This window comes from Phocaeicola faecium (genome assembly GCF_014837055.1).
Lineage (GTDB): Bacteria > Bacteroidota > Bacteroidia > Bacteroidales > Bacteroidaceae > Phocaeicola > Phocaeicola gallinarum.
The window spans coordinates 1227330-1247789 of record NZ_JACSPQ010000001.1 but is presented as its reverse complement, the minus strand read 5'-3'; the positions used below and the strand labels follow the sequence as shown (position 1 = coordinate 1247789).

The following is a 20460-nucleotide window of genomic DNA, read 5'->3' as shown; positions in this document are numbered from 1 at the left end:
ATCATTGCCTGTAAGTGGGAAAAATAAATTACGGCGGGCGTTTCCAAGCGTGGAGATGCCCGTTGTCTGTTTCTGAAGAGGTTGTTCTTGGTTTCTGCATAAATGTTACATGAATTTTAATTTTTTGAAACAGGTTTGTAATATCAAAGCCCGACCTTTGTAGCGTTAAAAAATGAGACAGTTCTAATGATTAATCGATGGATTATTGCCGGAGTGATAGGCTGTATGGCTTTGCCGGTATCTGCAAGCAAGAAAGGGGAAAAAGAAAAAGAGGATTCTAAAAAAGGCCAAGCCATAATAACGATATTCTCAGACTTTCACACAGGGTTCGGAACGGCGAACGACGATCGCGGTTTCGATTTAGACCGGGCTTATATTGGTTATCAGTATTCATTGCCTCACGGATTACAACTAAAGGCTGTGATGGACTTCGGCCAGTCGAAAGAAGTGGGAGACTATCAGCGTATCGGATATGTTAAAAATGCACTAGTCACATGGAAGCATGGTAATTGGACATTGAACGGAGGTTTGATATCCACCACTCAGTTTAAAACTCAAGAAGATTTTTGGGGTAAACGTTACATCATGAAGTCTTTCCAAGACGAATATAAATTCGGTAGCAGTGCCGACCTTGCTGTATCGGCTGCTTACCGGTTTAATAAATATGTGTCGGCAGACGTTATACTTGCCAACGGCGAAGGGTATAAGAAGGTGCAAGTAAAAGACGGATTGCAGTACGGAGCCGGTGTTTCGGTTACGCCGGTTAAGGGACTTATCTTGCGGGCTTACGGCTCTTTTAACGAAGCCTCGGAAGACGGACAAAAAGGAATTACCAATCTGGCTGCTTTTGCCGGATATAAGCATGAGCGTTTTTCGGTAGCGGCAGAATATAACTACCAGACAAATGCGTCGTACACCGACGGACAAGACCAAAGCGGTGTGTCGGCCTACGCTACGATAAAATGTAATAAAAATATAGGCGTTTTCGGACGTTGGGACTATCTGACTTCGAAGAACGATTGGAATCTGTCTGACGATGGAATGGCGGGGGTAGTAGGTGCAGAATTTAAATTGGGAAAATACATCAAGCTGGCTCCCAACTTCCGTGTATGGTCGCCAAAACAAGCCGACCTTCCTAACCGCTTCTATGGTTATCTGAATGCATCATTTTCTTTGTAATCAAAATATTATCATAAATTAAAAAGCAATGAAAAAGTTTTATTTACCTTTAGTTGCAGGCGCGATGGCGATAGCATTTGCTGCTTGCGGTGGACAATCGAAACAGGGAGATGAATCGGTCGAATTGACAGGTGCGGGAGCTACATTCCCCTTGCCTTTCTATAATATGTCTTTCGAGAATTATAGCGCTACTCATAATGACAAGGTTTCTTACGGAGGCATCGGAAGCGGCGGTGGTGTACGTAACCTGAAAGACGGTATTGTGGATTTTGCAGGAAGCGATGCTTTCTTGACTGATGAAGAAATGAAGGAAATGCAACCCGTAGTACATATCCCGACCTGTATGGGTGCGGTGGTATTGGCATATAACTTGCCTGATGTGGTTAAACTGAACTTGGCGGGAGATGTTATCGCAGATATTTATGCCGGAAAAATCACTAAATGGAACGATGAACGTTTGCAGAAGCTGAACCCGGACGTAAAACTCCCCGCAAAGGATATCATTGTAGCCTATCGTTCAGACGGTAGTGGTACCACATTCGTGTTTACCGATTACCTGTCAAAAGTTAGCGAAGACTGGAAGAAAACTTACGGAGCCGGTAAAACGGTCGACTTCAAAGTGGGTCAGGCAGCTAAAGGTAATCCGGGTGTAGCGGGTATCATCGCCCAGACACCTTACTCATTGGGTTACATCGGTTCTGAATACGCTTTCGCCCAAAACATACCTTATGCAAGTGTGGTTAACAAGCGCGGCGAATCAATCACTCCGTCTACCGAAACCATTTCGGCTGCTGCGGGCGACATTCCGCAAGACACCCGTTGCTCTATCACCGATGCAGATGCCGAAGGTGCTTATCCTATCAGCTGTTTTACTTGGTTGCTGATTTACAAAGAACAAAACTATGCAAGCCGTAGCAAAGCACAGGCTGAAGCTACTCTTGACCTGATGAAATACATGCTGAGCGACAGCATCCAGCAGACCACTGCCACGGTTCACTATGCTCCGCTGCCTAAGAAAGCCGTAGAACAGAGCCTTCAGAACCTGAAGACTGTGACTTACGACGGACAACCGATTTTGAAGTAATATTAAAATAGCAAAGTTTATGCAAGACAAAATCTTTCGAGTTTTGCTTATTCTTTCAGCTATCGTTATACCGCTCATTGGTGGGGGAATTATTTATTCCCTCACTGTTGACTCAACGGGAGCTTTTGAGGAGTTCGGATTTTGGAACTTCGTATTCTCGGATGATTGGGTAACGACGGCAGGAAAAGAAAAGTACGGCGCACTTCCTTTTATAACGGGAACTCTTCTTACCACTTTTTTGGCATTGCTGATGTGTATTCCTTTTTCTTTGCCCGTGGCATTGTTTACAGGAGAATATTTCCGTGGAAAGAAGATTGCAACCTTTTTAGGTACGGTAACCGACCTTTTGGCAGGTATTCCTTCTATCATCTACGGTTTGTGGGGATTTTACGTGTTGCGCGGTTTGTTTATGGAGTTAAACTTCTCGCCGCAGGGTTCAGGAATTCTTACGGCAGCATTCGTATTGGCAATCATGATCGTTCCCTATGCTGCTTCGTTAAGTTCCGAGTTCATCAAGATGGTTCCCTCTGATTTAAAAGAAGGAGCTTACGCTATGGGAGCCACACGCGCCGAAGTAATCCGGCGAGTAGTTTTCCCGATGGCAGGCTCCGGTATCTTCTCGGCTTATATTCTGGCTATCGGACGTGCTTTGGGAGAAACGATGGCGGTAACAATGCTTATCGGTAATACCAATCAGATGCCCGACACGTTACGTACCACAGGAAATACGATGGCGAGTATCATTGCCAATCAGTTTGGTGAAGCAGACGGTTTGAAACTTTCTTCACTGATTGCCATCGGACTGTTGTTGTTCCTGATAACGGCTGTTATTAATATAATTGGTAAGATTTTGATTCGTCGTGCTCGTCGCGTCTGATTCTATAAACAGGTTTTTAGTATGATACAATTAAATAATGTACGTATCCGAATAGCCAAGAGCCGTTTGCTTTATATCACGGTATGTGTGTTTTCCGGATTGACTGCTATTCCGTTATTGGCTATCTTAGGTGAAGTGTTGATAAAAGGCTGGCGACAGTTGGGTTGGGCATTCTTTACAGAAGCTACTCCGAATGCCTATAAAGCCATGATGGCGGTTTCCGCCGGCGAGCCGATACCCGGAGGTATTGCCAACGGTATTATAGGAACATTCTTGATGTTGATTATCGCTGCACTGGTAGCCATCCCTATCGGTATATTCTGCGGAATCTGTTTATCTGAATATCGTAAAAGCTGGTTTGCTACAGTGGTCAGTTATCTGACGGACTTATTACAAGGTACTCCTTCTATCATCATAGGTATTATTACTTATATATGGGTTGTGGTTCCGATGAAAGGATATTCGGCACTTGCCGGCAGCGTTGCTTTGTTTATCATGATGCTTCCGCTGATTATCCGTTCTACCGAAGAAACCATGAAAGTTCTGCCCGAAACACTGAAAGAAGCCGGATTGGCATTGGGAGGAAGCTACTGGCGGGTAATGCTGCAAGTAATGCTCCCCTCGGCATTGGGAAGTATTTTTACCGGTATTTTGCTGGCAATTTCACGTGTGGTAGGCGAAACGGCCCCGTTGATGTTTACTGCTTTGGGCGGTGCAGCCATCAGTTGGAACGTAACCAAACCCATGTCGGCAGTACCTTTGCTTATATGGGAATTCTTTAACGACCCCAACCTGCAAAGTCTGATTTGGGGAGCATCTTTGTTCCTGCTTACTTTTGTGTTATTATTGAATTTATTAGCTAAACGAATTGCAAAGAAATGGAAAATATAAAAGACCCGATTCTTCAGATAAAAGACGTTTGTATATCGTATACCAGCGATGTGATGGCGGTAAAGCATGTTTCCGCCGATATTGAGAAAAATTCAATCACAGCCATCATGGGACCGTCGGGATGCGGTAAAAGTACCTTGCTGCGTGCTGTAAACCGTATGCACGAATTGTATAAAAACATCCGCGTTACGGGCGAAATCCTGCTGAACGGAGAAAACGTGCTTCAGATGCCGCCGATGGAAGAACGCCGCCGCATTGGTATGGTGTTCCAGCGTCCGAACCCGTTCCCCACGATGAACATCTACGATAATGTACTTGCCGGATATATCTTAAACGGTATCCGCCTGTCAAGAAGCCAGAAAGATGAAATCGTAGAACGCAACTTGCGCAATGTGGCACTGTGGGACGAGGTGAAAGACTCACTGACCAAACGTGGAACATTCCTTTCCGGAGGTCAGCAGCAGCGTTTGTGCATCGCCCGCTCACTGGCACTCCAGCCTGATATCCTGCTGATGGACGAACCCACCTCTGCGCTCGACCCCATCGCTACCAAGCACATCGAAGGATTGATGGAAAACCTGAAGAAAGAAGTAACGATTTTGATTGTAACACATAACATGTCGCAGGCAATGCGTATATCCGACCGCTCCATGTTTATGTTTTTGGGTGAACTGATAGAGTACGACGATACGGCAAAGATGTTTGAAAATCCGAAAGATGAGCGTACACGCTCTTATTTGACAGGGAAAATGGGATAGTTGTTTCGCTAAGGAATTATCCTTTGAAATCATTCGGGGCATGATAACCAAAGCCCTGAATGATTTTTTTTATTTCCGTACCCGATATCCCGCAAAATATGTTTATCTTAGGCATAAAAATAATCAAGAGCAATGAAAAGAATAGCCATATTAGCATCGGGTACAGGGACGAATGCCGAACGGATTGTCCGTTATTTTCAGGAAAAAGGAACAGCAGAAGTAGCGTGGATTATAGCCTCTCGTGCTTCGGCAGGAGTGATAGAGCGTGCAGCCCGGCTGCATGTCCCGTGTAAGGTGATAACTCCCGACGGCTTTGCTTCGGGCGAAGCATTCCGCTTTCTGAAAGAAAATGAAATAGATTTTATAGTGCTCGCCGGATTCTTGTCGCGCGTTCCCGACGAGATTGTACACGCTTATCCCCAAAAGATTGTGAATATCCATCCGTCATTGCTCCCCAAATTCGGAGGAAAAGGAATGTATGGAATGCACGTACACGAGGCAGTATTGGCAGCCGGAGAGACGGAAAGCGGCATAACCATTCAATACGTCAGCGAGAAATACGATGAAGGAGCATTCATCCTCCAAGCCAAATGTCCGGTACTTTCCGATGATACTCCCGATACGCTTGCAGCCCGCGTGCATGAGTTGGAATATCGGTATTATCCGGAGGTGATAGAGAAACTGATAAAAAAATAACCATTCCGTACTCATTATTAATAAGTTTTCCGAACTTTCCCGTTTGCGGAGATATAGGAAAAATCCTTGCCGTTATACCCCCAAAAACGCTACCGTTAGTGTTGGTCAGTCCATGCGGTAGAGTTGCCCGATTCTACCCATAGCGTTGATGCGTTCTATGGGTAGTGTTTTCGGGCTCTTGATTCGGATAAAATTTCTTAATAACGTGAGTACGGAATGGTTTATTTTATTTGTTCTTTTGAGTCCGTTCAGGTGATTATTTTGCATCCGCCGAAGCAGGTGTCATGTCACCTTCAATGACCAAACGGGTTATTTCATTTTTACCGTTTGTGCGTAATGTAATGGTTTTGCGGAAGTGTCCGGGAAATTTTCCGGCACCGTTGTAAGTTACGGTCACTTCTCCGCTTTCACCCGGTTTGATGGGCTCTTTGGGATATTGCGGAACAGTACATCCGCACGAAGCGATGGCTTGGTGAATAACCAGCGGTCCGTCTCCCGTGTTCTTAAACTTGAAGGTACACGTTACTTTCGGGTTGGATTCAGAGAATGCCCCGAAGTTATGGCTGGTTTTCTCGAATGTAATGTCTGCCGTTCCTTGAGCCAACACCCACAGGATATTCATTACGACTAAAGCAGTGGTGATAAAAATCTTTTTCATTGCGCTATGTTGTTTTCTGTTTATATTTACAAAGTTAAGTAATTAATCGTTAGGCGTGTTACTGTTACGCGGTTTTTTAACCCCGGTTTATTTGTTTTACTCCTTTTACCGTCTTTATCTTCTTTATCAGTGCCTCCAGTTTCGATGTATCGTCTACCATTACGGTCAGCATTCCTGAGAATAGCCCATCGTTGGAGTCGATGCTGATAGAGCGCAGCGATATGTCATTTTCTTTGTTGATGATAGAAGTAATGTTGGTCACGATGCCGATGTCATCATGCCCTACGATGCGCAGGCGGATAGGATATTGCTTACCCTGACTCTTGCCTGCCCAGCGTGCCTTTACGATGCGGTAGGGGAAACGCGAACGGAGCTCTTTGGCATTCGGGCAGTCGCAACGGTGTATTTTGATTCCGCCCGAAACGCTGACGAATCCGAACACGTCGTCGCCGTAAATCGGGTTACAACATTTTGCCAGCGTAAAGTCCAACCCCTTCAGGTTTCGGTCGATAACCAGTACATCGTCTTTATAGAAATCTTTCGTGTCCGACGGTTGTTGCAGGTTATATCCCTCTGCACTGCGGTAAGTAACCTCATCGCGTTGCTCCGTCTCCCGCTTCTGCATGTCCAGATACTTGTCGATAACCTCGTTGATGTCGGTCGACTCGTCGGCTATGTTCTGATAGAAGTCGGTTACGGTTTTAAATCCCATCTTGCGGATGAGGCGCATCAGTATGGCTTCATCGTAATCCAGCTTCCGGTTCTTGAACTTGCGTTCCAGTGTTTCTTTGGCAAACTGCGTCTGCTTGGCGGCGATTTCCTTTAACGCTTGGCGGATTTTGTTACGTGCTTTCGAGGTGGTGACAAAATTCAGCCAGTCGCGTTTCGGAGTCTGTGTGTTCGAGGTCATGATTTCCACTTGGTCGCCGCTGTTCAGCGTCTGCCGTAACTGTACGTTCTTTCCGTTTACCCTCGCTCCGATGCACCGGCATCCCAAGTTTGAGTGAATGGAAAAAGCAAAATCAAGTACCGTTGCGCCTTGAGGCAGCTTGTACAAATCTCCTTTGGGCGTAAACACAAACACCTCGTCTTTGTAAAGGTCGAGTTTGAACTGATCCATTACATCGAGGTCATTGTCTGCATTCTCCAGCGTTTCGCGGATGGTGTTCAGCCATTCGTCCAAGCCGCTTTCACCCTTGATACCTTTGTATCGCCAATGTGCGGCGAGACCTTTCTCGGCTATCTCGTCCATGCGTTCGGTACGTATCTGAACCTCCACCCATTTTCCTTCCGGTCCCATAACCGTGATATGCAATGATTCGTATCCGTTGCTTTTAGGAACCGACAGCCAGTCGCGCAGACGTTTCGGGTTAGGCAGGTACATATCCGTTACGATGGAATAAGCCTGCCAACATTCCTGCTTCTCTTTTTCGAGCGGAGCATCGAGAATGATACGGATGGCAAACAAGTCGTACACCCCTTCAAACGGACATCCCTGTTTCTTCATCTTCTGGTAGATGGAGTGAATAGACTTGGTACGCCCTTTGATGTGGAATTTCAATCCCGCTTCCTCCAGCTTCTTGCGAACCGGTTCGATAAACGCCTCAATATAGCGGTCGCGTGCTGCTTTCGTGGCATTCAGTTTGTCTTTTATATGATAATATACATCGTGTTGCGTATATTTCAGCGAAAGGTCTTCCAATTCCGATTTCAGCTTGTACAGTCCCAACTTGTGGGCAAGCGGAGCATACAGATAGGCAGCCTCATTGGATACCTCCAGACGCGCCTCCTCGTTGGGGCTGTCTTTTATCTGGCGCATCAGGTTTACGCGGTCGGCTATCATAATCAGAATCACCCGCATGTCTTCGGCAAACGAAAGCAGCAGGTTGCGGAAATTCTCCGATTCAATAGTAGGACTTTTAGAATAAAGTTCGTTTATTTTTACCAGTCCCCGGATGATTCCGGCTACGTCTTCTCCATATTCTTCGTTGATAGACTCTAAGCTGCATAAATGATATTTTACCGACTCGTGAAGCATGATACCCAAGATAGAAGCCCGGCGCATTCCGATTTCCTCGGCAACGATAATCGCCGTTTGCATGTCTTTGATGATGGGGTTCATGCCGAACACATTTCGGGGAATACTGCCTTCCGACATGGCTTTGATAAAATGGTTTTTCAGCTTATGGCAGTCGTCTTTCTGTAAAGTATCTTTAGATAAACGCAGAAGCTTTTTATACAACGGTATAAGCTGAACACGTTCTTCAGGTGTGAAAAAAACATTCTCTTCCATGGTCTTTTTGTTTTTCTTCGATGGTAAAGATACTTTTTTTCTGCTTGTTTGGCACAATCTTTCGGTATTTTTTATATTTTTGAGCAGCATTGACCGCGACAAGTGAATTTCATTACCTAAAATATACATTTATGTTAACACACGAAGACAAAGAACTATTGGCAAAGAAAGGAATTTCTGAGGCCCAGATTGCTGAACAGCTTAGTTGTTTTGAAAAAGGTTTCCCGTTTTTACAGTTGGCTGCTGCCGCATCGGTGGAAAACGGCGGTATCATGACTGCGACGGGTGATGAGCAACAGAAGTATTTGGATGTATGGGACGCTTATAAGCAGGGCGACAAGAAGATTGTGAAATTTGTACCCGCTTCGGGAGCAGCAAGCCGTATGTTCAAAAACATGTTCGAGTTCTTGGGAGCGGATTACGATGTTCCTACTACGGATTTTGAAAAGAAATTTTTCGATCACATTCACAATTTTGCTTTTTACAACGACCTGAATGCAGCTTGTATGGATAATACGGGCAAGAATATCGATGCTTTGTTGGCTGAACACAACTACAAAGCCGTGGTATCCAATCTGCTTGAAGCAGCAGGCTTGAACTACGGTTCGCTGCCGAAAGGATTATTGAAATTCCACCGCTATGCCGATGGAGTACGTACGCCGCTGGAAGAACATCTGGTAGAGGGCGCACTCTATGCAGCCGGAAAGAGCGGGGAAGTGAATGTTCATTTTACGGTATCTACCGAACACCGCGATTTGTTCCAAAAGTTGGTCGATGCGAAAGTGGGCGAATATGCGGCTAAATACGGAATCCAATATCATATCAGTTTCTCAGAACAAAAGCCCAGCACCGATACAATAGCTGCCGACATGGATAACAAACCTTTCCGCGACAAAGACGGCAAGTTGTTGTTCCGTCCGGGAGGCCACGGTGCACTAATTGAAAATCTGAATGATTTGGATGCCGACATCGTGTTCATCAAGAACATCGACAACGTAGTTCCCGACCGCTTGAAAGCCGATACTGTAACTTATAAGAAACTCTTGGCTGGCGTGCTGGTTACTTTGCAGCAACAGGCATTTAAATACCTCGAACTGCTTGACAGCGGACACTATCGCCACGATGAACTGGAAGAAATCATCCGTTTCGTTCAACACGATTTGCGTTGCCGCAAGAGCGACATCAAGAATCTGGAGGATGCCGACCTCGTAATCTACCTGCGCAAGAAGCTGAACCGCCCGATGCGTGTTTGCGGTATGGTGAAAAACGTAGGCGAACCCGGTGGAGGCCCGTTCTTGGCATATAACCCCGACGGAACAGTATCATTGCAGATTCTGGAAAGCTCGCAGATAGACATGAAAGATCCGGAAAAGAAAGCCATGTTCGAACAGGGCACGCACTTCAATCCGGTAGATTTGGTTTGCGCCGTTCGCGATTACAAAGGCAACAAGTTCAACCTGTTGAACTACGTGGATAAGGCAACGGGCTTCATTTCCTACAAATCGAAGAACGGAAAAGACCTGAAAGCGCTCGAACTTCCGGGCTTGTGGAACGGTTCGATGAGCGATTGGAACACCGTATTCGTAGAAGTTCCGCTCACCACGTTTAATCCGGTCAAGACAGTAAACGACCTGTTGCGCGAACAGCATCAATAAGGTGGTTTTATAATTGATATATCCTGATTTTTAATACAAAGAGCCAAGCGTGAATTGTTTGCACGCTTGGCTTTTTTTCTACCGCATGGACTCCTCAACCCATGCGGTAGAATTGGTCTACACTATGGGTAGAAATGCTTAGTCTATCCGTTAGCGTTTGGAGAAGTAAAAATAGGGCGGGACGATGCGATGTTTTTCATTGTCCCGCCCTAATGATTTGTCTGAAATAAGAATCTTATCTGCCTCCTGCCGGAAGATGCTTCAAGAAGTAATCGGTCATCGTTTTACGCAGGTGCATGGTGGTTCCCTCTCCCTCGCTGATGCTGTGCGTGCGCATCGGGTAAGAGATTTGCGAGAAAATCTTTCCGTGACGGACTAACTCGTTTACCAACCGTTCGCAGTTCTGGTAATGCACGTTGTCATCGCCCGTACCGTGAATCAGCAACAGGTTTCCTTTCAGTCCTTCCGCATACGAGATGGGCGAACCTTTACGATAGCCGTCGGGATTGTTCTGCGGCGTATTCATGTAACGTTCCTGATAAATGGTGTCGTACAGACGTTGGTCTGCCACGAAAGCGATGGCAATACCTGTGTGGAAAACATCGGGATAGCGGAACATGCAGTTCAGCGTCTGACTGCCTCCGCCGCTCCATCCGGTGATGCCGATGCGCGAAGTGTCGATGAAACTGTATTGACGCGCCAAGTCCAATATGCCTTGCGCTTGGTCTTGGCTGGCGAATGTGCCTACCTCGCCGTAGATACACTTGCGCCATTCGCGGCCTCTCGGCGTGCGTGCGCCCCGGTTTTCTATACTCACCACGATGTATCCCTGATTGGCAAGATACTGATGCCACAAGTCGCCTCCGCCCCAAACGTCTTGCACCGTTGCGCTGCCCGGTTCGCCGTAAACGTCGATAATTACCGGATACTTCTTCGCAGGGTCGAAATCAATCGGTTTTATCATCCATGCGTCTAATTCCAATTCGCCCGAACGGGTCTTTACGAACTCTTTCGGCTGTAATTTCAATGCATCGTATTCGGCTTTCGCTTGGGCGTTGTCTTCAATCGTGCGTACACTTTTGTGGGAAGGAAGTGAAACCATGTCGATAACCGGCGGCGTGACCGCGTTGCTGAAAGCGTGTACCGCCCAGCTTCCGTCGGGCGAAATGTTGTATTGGTGTTGCCCTGCCTCGTCAGTAGGGCTGAGACGTTTCACCGTTCCGTCGCCAAAGAGCTTGGCAGAATACAGGTAACGCTGCGTAAAGTTATCGGGCGAAGCGATAAAGTAAACCACACCCCGCTTCAGGTCGATACCCGCTTGCTCAATGTAATCGAAATCTCCTTTCGTGATGGGCACTATCTGTTTACCGTCGCGGCTCACGCGGTACAAGTGCCGCCAGCCGTCTCGTTCGCTTTCCCACGTAAACCACGTGTTGTCTTTCAGCCACGTTACGTTATCGTTTGTTTCTAACCACGCTGCATCGGTATCGGTAAAAATGTTGCGCGGTTCGGGGTTTCCTATTGAGGCAATCCAGACCTTGTTGGTATTCTGGGGGCGATTCATCTGCTGGATAAACAACTCGTTGCTGTCGGGGATAAAGTCCATGCGCATGATGTAATGGTTACGCGGGTCTCCGGGAATGTTTATCCACGTGGTGGCTCCGCCGTCGGCCGACACATAGCCAACCTTTACTGCTGAGTTGGTAGTTCCTGCCTTCGGGTAGGGGAAGCGGGAAATTTTAGGATACAGCGAATCAACGTTGTTGATAATGTCAAACCACCCCGTACCTTTCGTATCGCTCTGCCAGTAAGCGATGTACTTGCTGTCGGGACTCCAACGGAATCCGTCGCGACAGAAGAATTCTTCTTCATACACCCAGTCGAACGTTCCGTTCACGATTTCCGCCGTTCCGTCGGTAGTGACGGGCGTAATCACTCCCGTGCTTAGGTCTTCCACGTAGATGTTGTTCCGGCTCACGTAAGCGGCGCGACGGCTGTCGGGCGAGAATTTGGCAAACATCAGGCTGCTTTCAGGCATTCCCTTACCCAACTGTTTCAGCGTTCCGCCCTTCATGTCTAACACCCAGTAATCGCCGCGCGTATCGTAACGCCAAACCCGGCGCGTGTTTGTATAAATCAACGCCAGCGTATGGTCGGCATTAAACGTAAAGCTGCGCACCGAGAGCGTATCGTTTGTACCCGGTTTCACAAGCATCGAAGCCGGGATAAGCGTCTCTTTCTTGTTGTCTTTTGCCCGGTAAGACACGATGTCGTAACCTCCTGCCGGATTTTTTTCAGTCTTCGAGTAATGTTCGCCGTCCTCTAACCAGTTGACGTAAGTGCTGCCTTTGGTGTGAATCAGTCCGCCGTAAACCACTTCGTCCAGCGTAGGGACGTGTTGCGCCTGTACGTAGCCCGTTCCTAACAGACAGAGCAGGGCTGCGGCCGTTATGAATATGCTTTTTCTCATGGGTCGATAAGAATTATTATTGGATACCTAATTTCTTTTTCATCTCTTTGGTCAATGCATCTTTGTGCATCATGATAAAAATGGTTTTGGCACGCACGAAACTTTCCGACATGTTCAGATAGCCTCCGAAATCATTGCGTTCCGTTCCCCATGAATTTTTGGTGATGTAATACTTCGTACCGTTCTGATCTTTGGCAATTCCGGTGAGGTGCATCAAATGGTCGTCGGTAGTAGTGAACGACTCGTAACCCTCCTGACGGACTTCCGGCGTAACGTTGACTTCAGGGTAGGGGCGTTCGAATTTAAAAACCTCGGCAAGACGATCTTTTTCATCCATTTTCTGCCAGCGGGCAAAGTCGGTATCTTTGTAATCGTCGGCTTTTTCCACCTCCGGATTAATGGCAACGCCGTGAGTGTATGCAAATCCCTTTTCGCTTACATCGCCGTCCCATACCACGGTATAACCGTTTTGCAGCGCATGGTCGGCAGCAGCCATCATCTCGTCGAGCGGTAAATTATACATCTGCGCATGTTCCCAGTTGTCGGGAATTTCCAATTCGAATGTCTGGTAATAAGGTTTGTGCGTAAAGCTGGTAATCATCACATAATTGTTTTCATCGATACCCAGACTTTCGGCAAACGATTTCGGCGTATATTCCTTCCCTTTGTAGACGAAAGTTTCAGGTAATTTGCCCATATAAATATCGAATAAGCTGTTGATGAGTTCTTTATATTCCGGACTGCGTTTGCGTAACTTCACAGCTTGTCCGGCTATGGCAGCCATATAGCTTTCCAGTTCTGTGTGATTATGCGTCTTTGAGTCGTAATTGATTCCTGAGTAAACCTCTTCGGGGACAATACCTACCTGATTAAACGCTGTAAACCAACTGGGGGAAATGCTTCCCTGACCGATGTTTCCCCGTCCGTGACGCAGGTAGTTGTCGTCCAACTGGTTCATGTATTTTTGACGGACGATAAACATTTCCGAAAGGTCGTATTCACCTTTGCCCATGCGTAACAATTCGGCTTCGATGAACGAAGTAGTGGCGAAACACCAGCATGTTCCGGATGCAGCTTGGTTTTTTACGGGAGTTACTTTCTGATTAACAACGGTAGTGAATTGATATCCGTCGGTCTGTTGTGCCCCAAGTGAGGCTGATGCTGCCAATAAAACGGCAAAAGTTATAGCTCTTGTTTTCATGGTTTTATGATAGTGATTTTATATTAAGACGAATAAACGAAACCCTCCGCTTACATACACACGGGCAGCAAGCGACGTTTCATCCGGACTCCGACAAACACTGTCAAAATCCGAAACGGTAATCGTTCCAGTATTTAGCCGCCATTTCATCCCAGCGCAAAATAGTGGCTCCGATAAAGTCTTTGGTATAATCGGTGAGATAGGCCTTTGCAGCTTCTTCTCCTTTGGCTTTCAGCAAATCTTGATAACGTGCTTCTACCATCGGCAGTTCGTTGAATCCTTTTTCTTCGAAGTGACGGATGTTTGCCTCCATGATACCGCGTGCGTTTCCCCAGCGTACCGTAGCCAGTTTGTTCGCGCGGCGGTAATGCCACAAAGCCGAATCTTCGCGGTAACGATGGTTTCCGCAGATTTTATAAATGGCAGGCAGGTCGGTTGTTCCGCAGAAGATAGGTACACGCGGACTTTGTCCCGGATTGTCCATAGAGAACCAGCATACACCTCCCACGGCGTCGGGCAACCAACTGCGGAGCTGAATGACGGTAGAATATGCACATTGCGGTACAGAGATATTGCGATATGATGTAACAGCCCCATTCTTAATGCCATTCAGCATTTGCACTTCGTCGGAACGCATCCACGGGTTGGCCCTCGGACTGATAATCGTATCGGTTTGTCCTGTCTTGTAGTCTTTTTTCACCACTTTCAAGTTGCGTGTAACGTCCCATTCCGTTCCTTCATACGTCTGACGTAAAAGAGCCATGACATCCGCCGCGCTGAGTTTCTTTTCCGGCTTAACACTGAGCGGAAGCTCCTCCGAATCCATGCTCAGTTTTAATGACGGTGCCAGCCGGCTGAGTACGAAATATTCGCGGATGCTGAACGATTGCCACTTGCCGGCATAATTCGGACCTCCGTAAGCTCGCCAGAACTTGAACGGTTCTTTGCCATCCCATAGTTTCAGCTTCCGAGCCACATCAAATACGTTGTCCGAAGCCATGTAATTGTCTTTATCCTTCAAATTCAACGTACTGATGCGTGAAATATTAGCAGATATGCCTACCTCTCCGTCCGGGATACGTACCGCAGCCCATACGCCGCCCACTTTGTCCGGACCTTCTCCGAATACTTCGAAATGCCATACTTCTTTCGGGTCGGCGATGGTCAGGCATTCTCCGTAATCGCCATAGCCGTATTCTTTGACCAGTTCGCCCATCAGCCGGATAGCCTGTCGGGCAGTAGAACAACGCTCCAATGCTACCCGTGCCAACTCTTCAATCATAAACATCCCCTTTTCGTTGCGCAGCGTGTCGCGTCCGCTGATGGTTGTTTCTCCCATAGCCAACTGTTTTTCATTCAGACACGGATAAGACGTATCAAGGAATGCGTAGGTATGTTTAGTCTGAGGGATTGTACCCTTTACGGTCAGGTTTGTCTGGTCTTCCGGAAACTCCGTGTGCATCCGTCCGTTATAGATGTTCATGGTCGTGTCTCGCTCGTAAGTCCGTGCCGGAACTACATTAACCCAAGTCCGATACCAACTGTCGCAAGTGTGGCTTGTCATGACCGAACCATCGGCAGAAGCCTCTCGTCCTACCATGATACTGGTACAGCAGTCCGGGTCGTGAAATAAGTTTGTTTGTGCAGTTATGATTTGAGAAAAAGCCATCCCAATGACAAACAAAGTGCTATGTATTTTCATGATTAAAGTATTAAAGTGTAATAATGGCCCAAAAGTAATAAATATTTCCTTTTGTTTAAAGTTCTATCCCCATGATATAGTCATTCATATAAAATCCGTTGCCTATCGGGAAGTCTCCCTCGCGTACCTTTTCCATCCCCATGTGCTTATAAAATCCCAAAGCCGGATTGTTGCGGTTTACATTCAGCTCCATGCGACAAGGAGCGGGATGCAATTCCTTGATGGCAGACATGGCTTTGCGGAACAAAAGTTTTCCTAACCCATACTTCTGGAAATACGGCAAGACATAGATTTTCTGAAGATGAAAAAGATGCTCTCCCTCTTGCTGGATGGAAACATATCCGGCAGGTTCACATTCCTCGTAGGCTATATAATAAATGTGTCCCTCTTCCTCCATCTGTTTGTGCAGATTCTCCGGCGAGTACATCCATTCCATCATGTATTCAGTCTGCTCTTTTGTAAGAATGTTTTTGTAAGTTTCGGGAAAAATTTCCCATGCCAGTTTGTTGATAACCGGAATATCGGCTGTAGTTGCTTTTCTGATAGTAAACATAGGTCTTTATTTTCTTGCAAACTTAGACAAAAACATTGAATAAGTATGTATGTATAAATGGATATTTTTATCTGAGTTTTTTATAATTCTTGTATTCTCAATTTTATTTGTGTATTGATGAAGTATAAATTTTTATCAATGCCGTAGAGTATATTATTGGGGACTACATCAAACACTTCATAATCGCATTGTGACATTCATCGTAATAATCCATTTCAAAACCTAATGCTTGCATATAAATCATTATTTCTTCTTCTGTGGCTTCTCGTTCGGCTAAGACATAAGGTTGTGTAAAGAACTGCACAAAACTCTTGTTGACTGTTGTAAGAAAGCCCTATCAACTGGTAAGGCACATTGCCAAAAAACTTATTGTGTGTATCAATGCGGATGAAGAAATTTTCTAAGTCATCACCAGCATATTCAAAGTTATTCAGTTTTATGACGGATACATTGCCGTCATGAGACACTTCATTCTCACCACCTTTATCCATATAAGTTAGGTTGAGGCGTGATAAGTCAATCCATAGATTCTTATCATTGGCAAATTCTATAAGTTTTTTGATTTGCCTTCTCTTATAGCCCTCTGTTTGTTCAATTTCTCCTGTTGTTTTTTTACATTTTCTGACGATACAGGCTGTTTGCTCCAAGAGGTTATTGATTGGCATGTTTTCTCCATCCATTGTTTGTGAAATTCATAGATGTATTCCATAAATCGAGTGATATAAGTTTAAAGCAAAAATAGCCAATCCGCTGCAAATATCCAATTCCAATAGTGGCATAAAAGAAAAATCCTAAAAGCCGATTCGACTTTCAGGATTTTCTTAGAGCGGAAGACGGGACTCAAACCCGCGACCCTCAGCTTGGAAGGCTAATGCTCTATCAACTGAGCTACTTCCGCATTAGTTTAAAGTTTTTTGTGGGCAAGGATGGATTCGAACCACCGAAGGCGTAAGCCAGCAGATTTACAGTCTGCCCCATTTGGCCACTCTGGTACTTGCCCTTTCGCATCTAAATATATCGCTTTTGGCGACTTGTTTTCTCAAATGCGCTGCAAAGGTACGATTATTTTTTTAATTTGCAAGCAAAGTCTATCATTTTTATTGCTGTTATTGCACATTCATCGCCTTTGTTCCCCAATTTTCCGCCTGCACGGTCTTCCGCCTGCTGCATGTCATTGGTCGTTATCAGCCCGTAAATAACAGGCGTATCGGTCGTTGCGTTCAGATAGGCGATGCCTTGCGTGGCTCCGGCGCATACGTAATCGAAGTGAGGAGTGTCGCCGCGTACTACGCATCCCAATGCGATGACTGCATCTACTTTTCCGCTCTTAATCATTTGAGCCGAGCCGAAAGTCAGTTCAAAACTGCCCGGTACGGTTTGCACCAGAATGTTTTCGTCTTTCGCCCCGTGTTTTTTCAGCGTATCGACAGCTCCTTTCAGCAGTGCGCCTGTAATGTTTTCGTTCCATTCGGATACTACGATGCCGAAACGCATACCGGATGCGTCGGGGACGGAGTTGAAATCATAATCGGATAAATTGTGGAAAGCTGTTGCCATAGTCGTTAAAAAATAGTTTAGGCACGTACTCCGTTGTCTTTTCACGGAGATAAAGCGTTGTCCGTGACTGTGGCGGAATGCGTGCCTAAAGGTGAATAAAAAATTATTATTTAATAGAAGCGCGGTCGATGTACTTGTCAATATCCATAGCTTGGAAAGAGTTCGGATATTTAACCTTTACCTGTTTGTATGCTTCTAATGCTTCTGCATTTTTGCCTTGTTTCTCTAAAATCTGACCGGCTTGAATCAGGTAAACCGGGCTGAGCGCATTGCTGTTGGCACGGTCGGCTGCTTTCAGCAATGTAGCGGCAGCTTTGTCAAGCTGATTCATCTGTGCATAGCAGTTTCCCATTGTTCCCAAGATGGCAGGAGCCACCAACTGGTCGTCTGCGCTGAATTTATCCAAATATTTTGTAGCGTCTTCGTATTTGCCTAACTGGGCATAGCAAATTCCGGCGTATGCATTTGCCAGATTTCCGGCATCTGTTCCGCTGAATTCATCTGCCAGTTTGATAAATCCTGCATAGCCGAGGCTGTCTCCGTTTAAGGCTGCTTCGTAATTGGAAGCTCCAAAATACTGTTCGCCTTTGAAGATGGCTTCCGACGCTTTTGCTTCTTTCGGATCAGAAATGAAATGTTTGTATCCCAAATAGCCGCCAACGATTACTATCAATGCGACTACCGCCCCTAACATTACGTTTTTGTACTTAATTAAAAATGCTTCCGAAGTAATCAGTGCTTCGTCTACATTCATTGGCTCATGAGTGTGTTTCTGTTCAGTCATTTTTATATCGTTTTTTTATTATTTCCGGTTGGATGTGCATTTTGGACAGCAAAAGTAATTTATTTATGTTTATAAATGAAATTTGCGGGCAGGTTTTTTTAGCAATCGTGCTTTTATTACTAATTTTGTGCTTGAAATACAGACTGATTTATGTGGCTGAAACGCATTTCCATATTAAATTATAAGAATTTAGAGCAAGTAGAGCTTGCCTTTTCGCACAAAATGAATTGTATCATCGGCAAGAACGGGATGGGGAAAACCAACCTGATGGATGCGGTGTATTATCTTTCGTTTTGTAAAAGTTCTACCAATCCCATCGATTCGCAGAATATCCGTCACGAGCAAGATTTTTTTGTTATTCAGGGTTTTTATGAAACCGATGACGGCGAGCCGGAAGAAGTGTATTGCGGACTGAAGCGCAGGCAGAAGAAGCAGTTTAAGCGGAACAAGAAAGAATATACCCGTCTTTCCGACCATATCGGGCTGATTCCGCTGGTGATGGTTTCGCCGGCAGACTCGCTGCTGATTGCCGGCGGAAGCGAAGAGCGCAGGCGTTTTATGGATGTGGTGATTTCGCAGTTCGACCGCGAATATTTGGATGCGCTGATTCGTTACAACAAGGCTTTGGTGCAGCGTAACACGTTGCTTAAATCGGAGGCAGAACCTGAAGACGCACTGATGGAGGTGTGGGAAGAAATGATGGCTTCTGCCGGTGAAACGGTTTATCGTAAACGCCTTGCGTTTATCGAAGAGTTTATTCCTATTTTCCAGTCCTATTATTCTTATATCTCGCAAGATAGAGAGCAGGTTAGCCTGACCTACCAGTCGCATGTGGCAGAGGGGGACTTGCTGGCTTTGTTACGCGAAAGCCGTCAGCGAGACCGCATTATGGGATATTCGCTGAAGGGAGTGCATAAAGATGACTTGCTGATGTTGTTGGGCGATTTCCCCATCAAGCGTGAAGGCTCGCAGGGACAGAATAAGACTTATCTGATTGCCTTGAAACTGGCTCAGTTCGAGTTCTTGAAACGTACGGGCAGTCGTACTACTCCACTGGTTTTGCTCGACGATATATTCGACAAGTTGGACGCTTCGCGGGTAGAACAGATTGTAAAGTTGGTGGCGGGCGATAATTTCGGACAGATTTTCATCACCGATACCAATCGCGACCATTTAGATAAAATTCTGCGCAAGATAGAGGGCGATTATAAGTTGTTTGAGGTAGACAACGGCGAGGTATCGGAACGGAAGGAGGCGGACGATGAAGCGGAATAACACGGAACTGATAGGCGACGTTATCCGCCAGTTTCTCCGTCAGGAGGGATTAGAAACGCCGCTGAACGAGTATCGGCTGGTCGATGCTTGGAAAGACGTGGTGGGAGAGGTGATAGCCCGGTATACCACGAATCTGTATATTAAAAATCAAATATTATACGTTCACCTGGCTTCGTCTGTTATCCGTCAGGAACTGATGATGGGGCGCGAGATGCTTGTACGTAACCTGAATGCCCGTGTTGGTTCGCAGGTGATAGTGAATATTATTTTTCGTTGACGTAAACACACCCGTTCTCCGTCCATATTTCGTCCATCGGACGGTCGAATGTTTCTGTGGGGATTGCTTCGCTGATCTGGAAGCCGAAACAAATACCTATATTATAAGAACGCAGGCGTGGAAGCAGGCGGTCATAGTAACCTTTCCCTCTGCCGAGCCGGTTCCCTTGCAGGTCGAATGACACACCGGGGATAAGCGCAAGGTCTATTTCGTTTACCTGTGTCAGCTCTTTTCCGGTAGGTTCGTAAATGTTGTAACTGCTTTTTTGTAAATCCTGTTTTCCGGTATATTGGCGTAACTCCAATTCATCTCCTTTCACAACCGGCAGAATAATCTGTTTGCTCTTACTCCAACGTTCTACAAAGTCGTGTGTTTGTACTTCATCGGGTAAAGAATAATAAAGTAAAAGGGTTTTTGCCTGCCGAAAACGCGGATGTTCTTCCAGTTTTTTCAGGAGATTGACCGACCATTGGCTGAGTTGAAACCCGTTTTGCTGTTTTTTCTTTCGGGCTATGTGAGTGCGAATTTGTTGTTTTGTTAATAGCATGAT

18 protein-coding genes, 2 tRNA genes and 1 pseudogene are annotated in these 20460 nt (G+C 45.9%); 9 read left to right on the top strand and 12 right to left on the bottom strand.

The features are described from left to right. The first annotated feature begins 186 nt into the window (after nt 1-186). From H9626_RS05430 to purN, 6 genes are all read left to right on the top strand, one after another. Complete coding sequence (locus H9626_RS05430) at nt 187-1179, top strand: hypothetical protein (RefSeq protein WP_178255891.1); 993 nt, start codon at nt 187-189, stop codon at nt 1177-1179. Nucleotides 1180-1207: 28 nt separating this feature from the next. After that, the gene (gene pstS, locus H9626_RS05425; RefSeq protein ID WP_178255890.1) at nt 1208-2263 is read left to right on the top strand and encodes a phosphate ABC transporter substrate-binding protein PstS; all 1056 of its coding nucleotides are present in this window, start codon (nt 1208-1210) and stop codon (nt 2261-2263) included. A gap of 19 nt (nt 2264-2282) precedes the next feature. After that, nucleotides 2283-3140, top strand: coding sequence for a phosphate ABC transporter permease subunit PstC (gene pstC, locus H9626_RS05420; protein WP_178255889.1), 858 nt, complete (start codon nt 2283-2285; stop codon nt 3138-3140). Between the two features lie 21 nt (nt 3141-3161). Then, nucleotides 3162-4031: a phosphate ABC transporter permease PstA gene (gene pstA, locus H9626_RS05415; RefSeq protein ID WP_178255888.1), complete on the top strand. Its 870-nt coding sequence runs from the start codon at nt 3162-3164 to the stop codon at nt 4029-4031. Further along, nucleotides 4019-4789, top strand: coding sequence for a phosphate ABC transporter ATP-binding protein PstB (pstB, locus tag H9626_RS05410; protein WP_178255887.1), 771 nt, complete (start codon nt 4019-4021; stop codon nt 4787-4789). Before pstA ends, pstB begins: the two co-directional genes overlap by 13 nt. 132 nt (nt 4790-4921) lie before the next feature. Then, the gene (gene purN / locus H9626_RS05405) at nt 4922-5485 is read left to right on the top strand and encodes a phosphoribosylglycinamide formyltransferase (RefSeq protein ID WP_191709798.1); all 564 of its coding nucleotides are present in this window, start codon (nt 4922-4924) and stop codon (nt 5483-5485) included. Nucleotides 5486-5741: 256 nt separating this feature from the next. On the opposite strand, the gene H9626_RS05400 is transcribed toward purN, so the two are convergent. Then, nucleotides 5742-6143, bottom strand: coding sequence for a DUF1573 domain-containing protein (locus H9626_RS05400; RefSeq protein WP_178255885.1), 402 nt, complete (start codon nt 6141-6143; stop codon nt 5742-5744). 76 nt (nt 6144-6219) lie between these two features. Continuing rightward, nucleotides 6220-8436, bottom strand: coding sequence for a RelA/SpoT family protein (locus tag H9626_RS05395; protein ID WP_178255884.1), 2217 nt, complete (start codon nt 8434-8436; stop codon nt 6220-6222). 131 nt (nt 8437-8567) lie between these two features. On the opposite strand from H9626_RS05395, the gene H9626_RS05390 reads away from it, so the two are divergent. After that, nucleotides 8568-10091, top strand: a complete 1524-nt coding sequence (locus tag H9626_RS05390; RefSeq protein ID WP_191709797.1) for a DUF4301 family protein — start codon at nt 8568-8570, stop codon at nt 10089-10091. A 235-nt stretch (nt 10092-10326) separates the two neighbouring features. On the opposite strand, the gene H9626_RS05385 is transcribed toward H9626_RS05390, so the two are convergent. The 9 genes and pseudogenes from H9626_RS05385 to H9626_RS05345 all read right to left on the bottom strand — a co-directional run bounded on the left by H9626_RS05385 (nt 10327) and on the right by H9626_RS05345 (nt 18358). Beyond that, nucleotides 10327-12561, bottom strand: coding sequence for a S9 family peptidase (locus tag H9626_RS05385; RefSeq protein ID WP_191709796.1), 2235 nt, complete (start codon nt 12559-12561; stop codon nt 10327-10329). 16 nt (nt 12562-12577) lie between these two features. Beyond that, entirely contained in the window at nt 12578-13762 is a 1185-nt protein-coding gene (locus H9626_RS05380) for a C1 family peptidase (RefSeq protein WP_191709795.1), read from the bottom strand. A gap of 103 nt (nt 13763-13865) precedes the next feature. Next, nucleotides 13866-15431, bottom strand: coding sequence for a dipeptidase (locus H9626_RS05375; RefSeq protein WP_438616937.1), 1566 nt, complete (start codon nt 15429-15431; stop codon nt 13866-13868). Nucleotides 15432-15519: 88 nt separating this feature from the next. Further along, nucleotides 15520-16017, bottom strand: a complete 498-nt coding sequence (locus H9626_RS05370; protein WP_191709793.1) for a GNAT family N-acetyltransferase — start codon at nt 16015-16017, stop codon at nt 15520-15522. 80 nt (nt 16018-16097) lie between these two features. Next, a pseudogene (locus H9626_RS05365) lies at nt 16098-16697 on the bottom strand (putative polyvalent protein kinase domain-containing protein). A 145-nt stretch (nt 16698-16842) separates the two neighbouring features. Beyond that, nucleotides 16843-16915: transfer RNA gene (locus tag H9626_RS05360), tRNA-Gly, on the bottom strand. Between the two features lie 19 nt (nt 16916-16934). After that, nucleotides 16935-17017, bottom strand: a tRNA-Tyr gene (locus H9626_RS05355). Nucleotides 17018-17079: 62 nt separating this feature from the next. Continuing rightward, nucleotides 17080-17574 (bottom strand): 6,7-dimethyl-8-ribityllumazine synthase, encoded by a 495-nt coding sequence (ribH, locus tag H9626_RS05350; RefSeq protein WP_191709792.1) that lies wholly within the window; start codon nt 17572-17574, stop codon nt 17080-17082. Nucleotides 17575-17680: 106 nt separating this feature from the next. Then, nucleotides 17681-18358 carry a tetratricopeptide repeat protein gene (locus H9626_RS05345; protein WP_178255985.1) on the bottom strand — a complete coding sequence of 226 codons (678 nt, stop codon included), beginning with the start codon at nt 18356-18358 and terminating at the stop codon, nt 17681-17683. A gap of 150 nt (nt 18359-18508) precedes the next feature. On the opposite strand from H9626_RS05345, the gene recF reads away from it, so the two are divergent. After that, on the top strand, nt 18509-19633 hold the full coding sequence (gene recF, locus H9626_RS05340; RefSeq protein ID WP_191709791.1) for a DNA replication/repair protein RecF: 1125 nt from the start codon (nt 18509-18511) through the stop codon (nt 19631-19633). Beyond that, nucleotides 19620-19910 (top strand): DciA family protein, encoded by a 291-nt coding sequence (locus H9626_RS05335; RefSeq protein ID WP_178255987.1) that lies wholly within the window; start codon nt 19620-19622, stop codon nt 19908-19910. The genes recF and H9626_RS05335 overlap by 14 nt, the downstream gene beginning before the upstream one ends. Here H9626_RS05335 and H9626_RS05330 read toward each other — a convergent pair. Further along, entirely contained in the window at nt 19897-20457 is a 561-nt protein-coding gene (locus H9626_RS05330) for a 5-formyltetrahydrofolate cyclo-ligase (protein WP_178255988.1), read from the bottom strand. The genes H9626_RS05335 and H9626_RS05330 overlap by 14 nt on opposite strands. Nucleotides 20458-20460 lie beyond the last annotated feature (3 nt).

What these genes read in the sequence shown, in the direction of transcription:
- H9626_RS05430 (WP_178255891.1), top strand. Translation starts at nt 187, where the DNA reads ATGATTAATCGATGGATTATTGCCGGAGTGATAGGCTGTATGGCTTTG.
- pstS (WP_178255890.1), top strand. Translation starts at nt 1,208, where the DNA reads ATGAAAAAGTTTTATTTACCTTTAGTTGCAGGCGCGATGGCGATAGCA.
- pstC (WP_178255889.1), top strand. Translation starts at nt 2,283, where the DNA reads ATGCAAGACAAAATCTTTCGAGTTTTGCTTATTCTTTCAGCTATCGTT.
- pstA (WP_178255888.1), top strand. Translation starts at nt 3,162, where the DNA reads ATGATACAATTAAATAATGTACGTATCCGAATAGCCAAGAGCCGTTTG.
- pstB (WP_178255887.1), top strand. Translation starts at nt 4,019, where the DNA reads ATGGAAAATATAAAAGACCCGATTCTTCAGATAAAAGACGTTTGTATA.
- purN (WP_191709798.1), top strand. Translation starts at nt 4,922, where the DNA reads ATGAAAAGAATAGCCATATTAGCATCGGGTACAGGGACGAATGCCGAA.
- H9626_RS05400 (WP_178255885.1), bottom strand. Translation starts at nt 6,143, where the DNA reads ATGAAAAAGATTTTTATCACCACTGCTTTAGTCGTAATGAATATCCTG.
- H9626_RS05395 (WP_178255884.1), bottom strand. Translation starts at nt 8,436, where the DNA reads ATGGAAGAGAATGTTTTTTTCACACCTGAAGAACGTGTTCAGCTTATA.
- H9626_RS05390 (WP_191709797.1), top strand. Translation starts at nt 8,568, where the DNA reads ATGTTAACACACGAAGACAAAGAACTATTGGCAAAGAAAGGAATTTCT.
- H9626_RS05385 (WP_191709796.1), bottom strand. Translation starts at nt 12,561, where the DNA reads ATGAGAAAAAGCATATTCATAACGGCCGCAGCCCTGCTCTGTCTGTTA.
- H9626_RS05380 (WP_191709795.1), bottom strand. Translation starts at nt 13,762, where the DNA reads ATGAAAACAAGAGCTATAACTTTTGCCGTTTTATTGGCAGCATCAGCC.
- H9626_RS05375 (WP_438616937.1), bottom strand. Translation starts at nt 15,431, where the DNA reads ATGGCTTTTTCTCAAATCATAACTGCACAAACAAACTTATTTCACGAC.
- H9626_RS05370 (WP_191709793.1), bottom strand. Translation starts at nt 16,017, where the DNA reads ATGTTTACTATCAGAAAAGCAACTACAGCCGATATTCCGGTTATCAAC.
- ribH (WP_191709792.1), bottom strand. Translation starts at nt 17,574, where the DNA reads ATGGCAACAGCTTTCCACAATTTATCCGATTATGATTTCAACTCCGTC.
- H9626_RS05345 (WP_178255985.1), bottom strand. Translation starts at nt 18,358, where the DNA reads ATGACTGAACAGAAACACACTCATGAGCCAATGAATGTAGACGAAGCA.
- recF (WP_191709791.1), top strand. Translation starts at nt 18,509, where the DNA reads ATGTGGCTGAAACGCATTTCCATATTAAATTATAAGAATTTAGAGCAA.
- H9626_RS05335 (WP_178255987.1), top strand. Translation starts at nt 19,620, where the DNA reads ATGAAGCGGAATAACACGGAACTGATAGGCGACGTTATCCGCCAGTTT.
- H9626_RS05330 (WP_178255988.1), bottom strand. Translation starts at nt 20,457, where the DNA reads ATGCTATTAACAAAACAACAAATTCGCACTCACATAGCCCGAAAGAAA.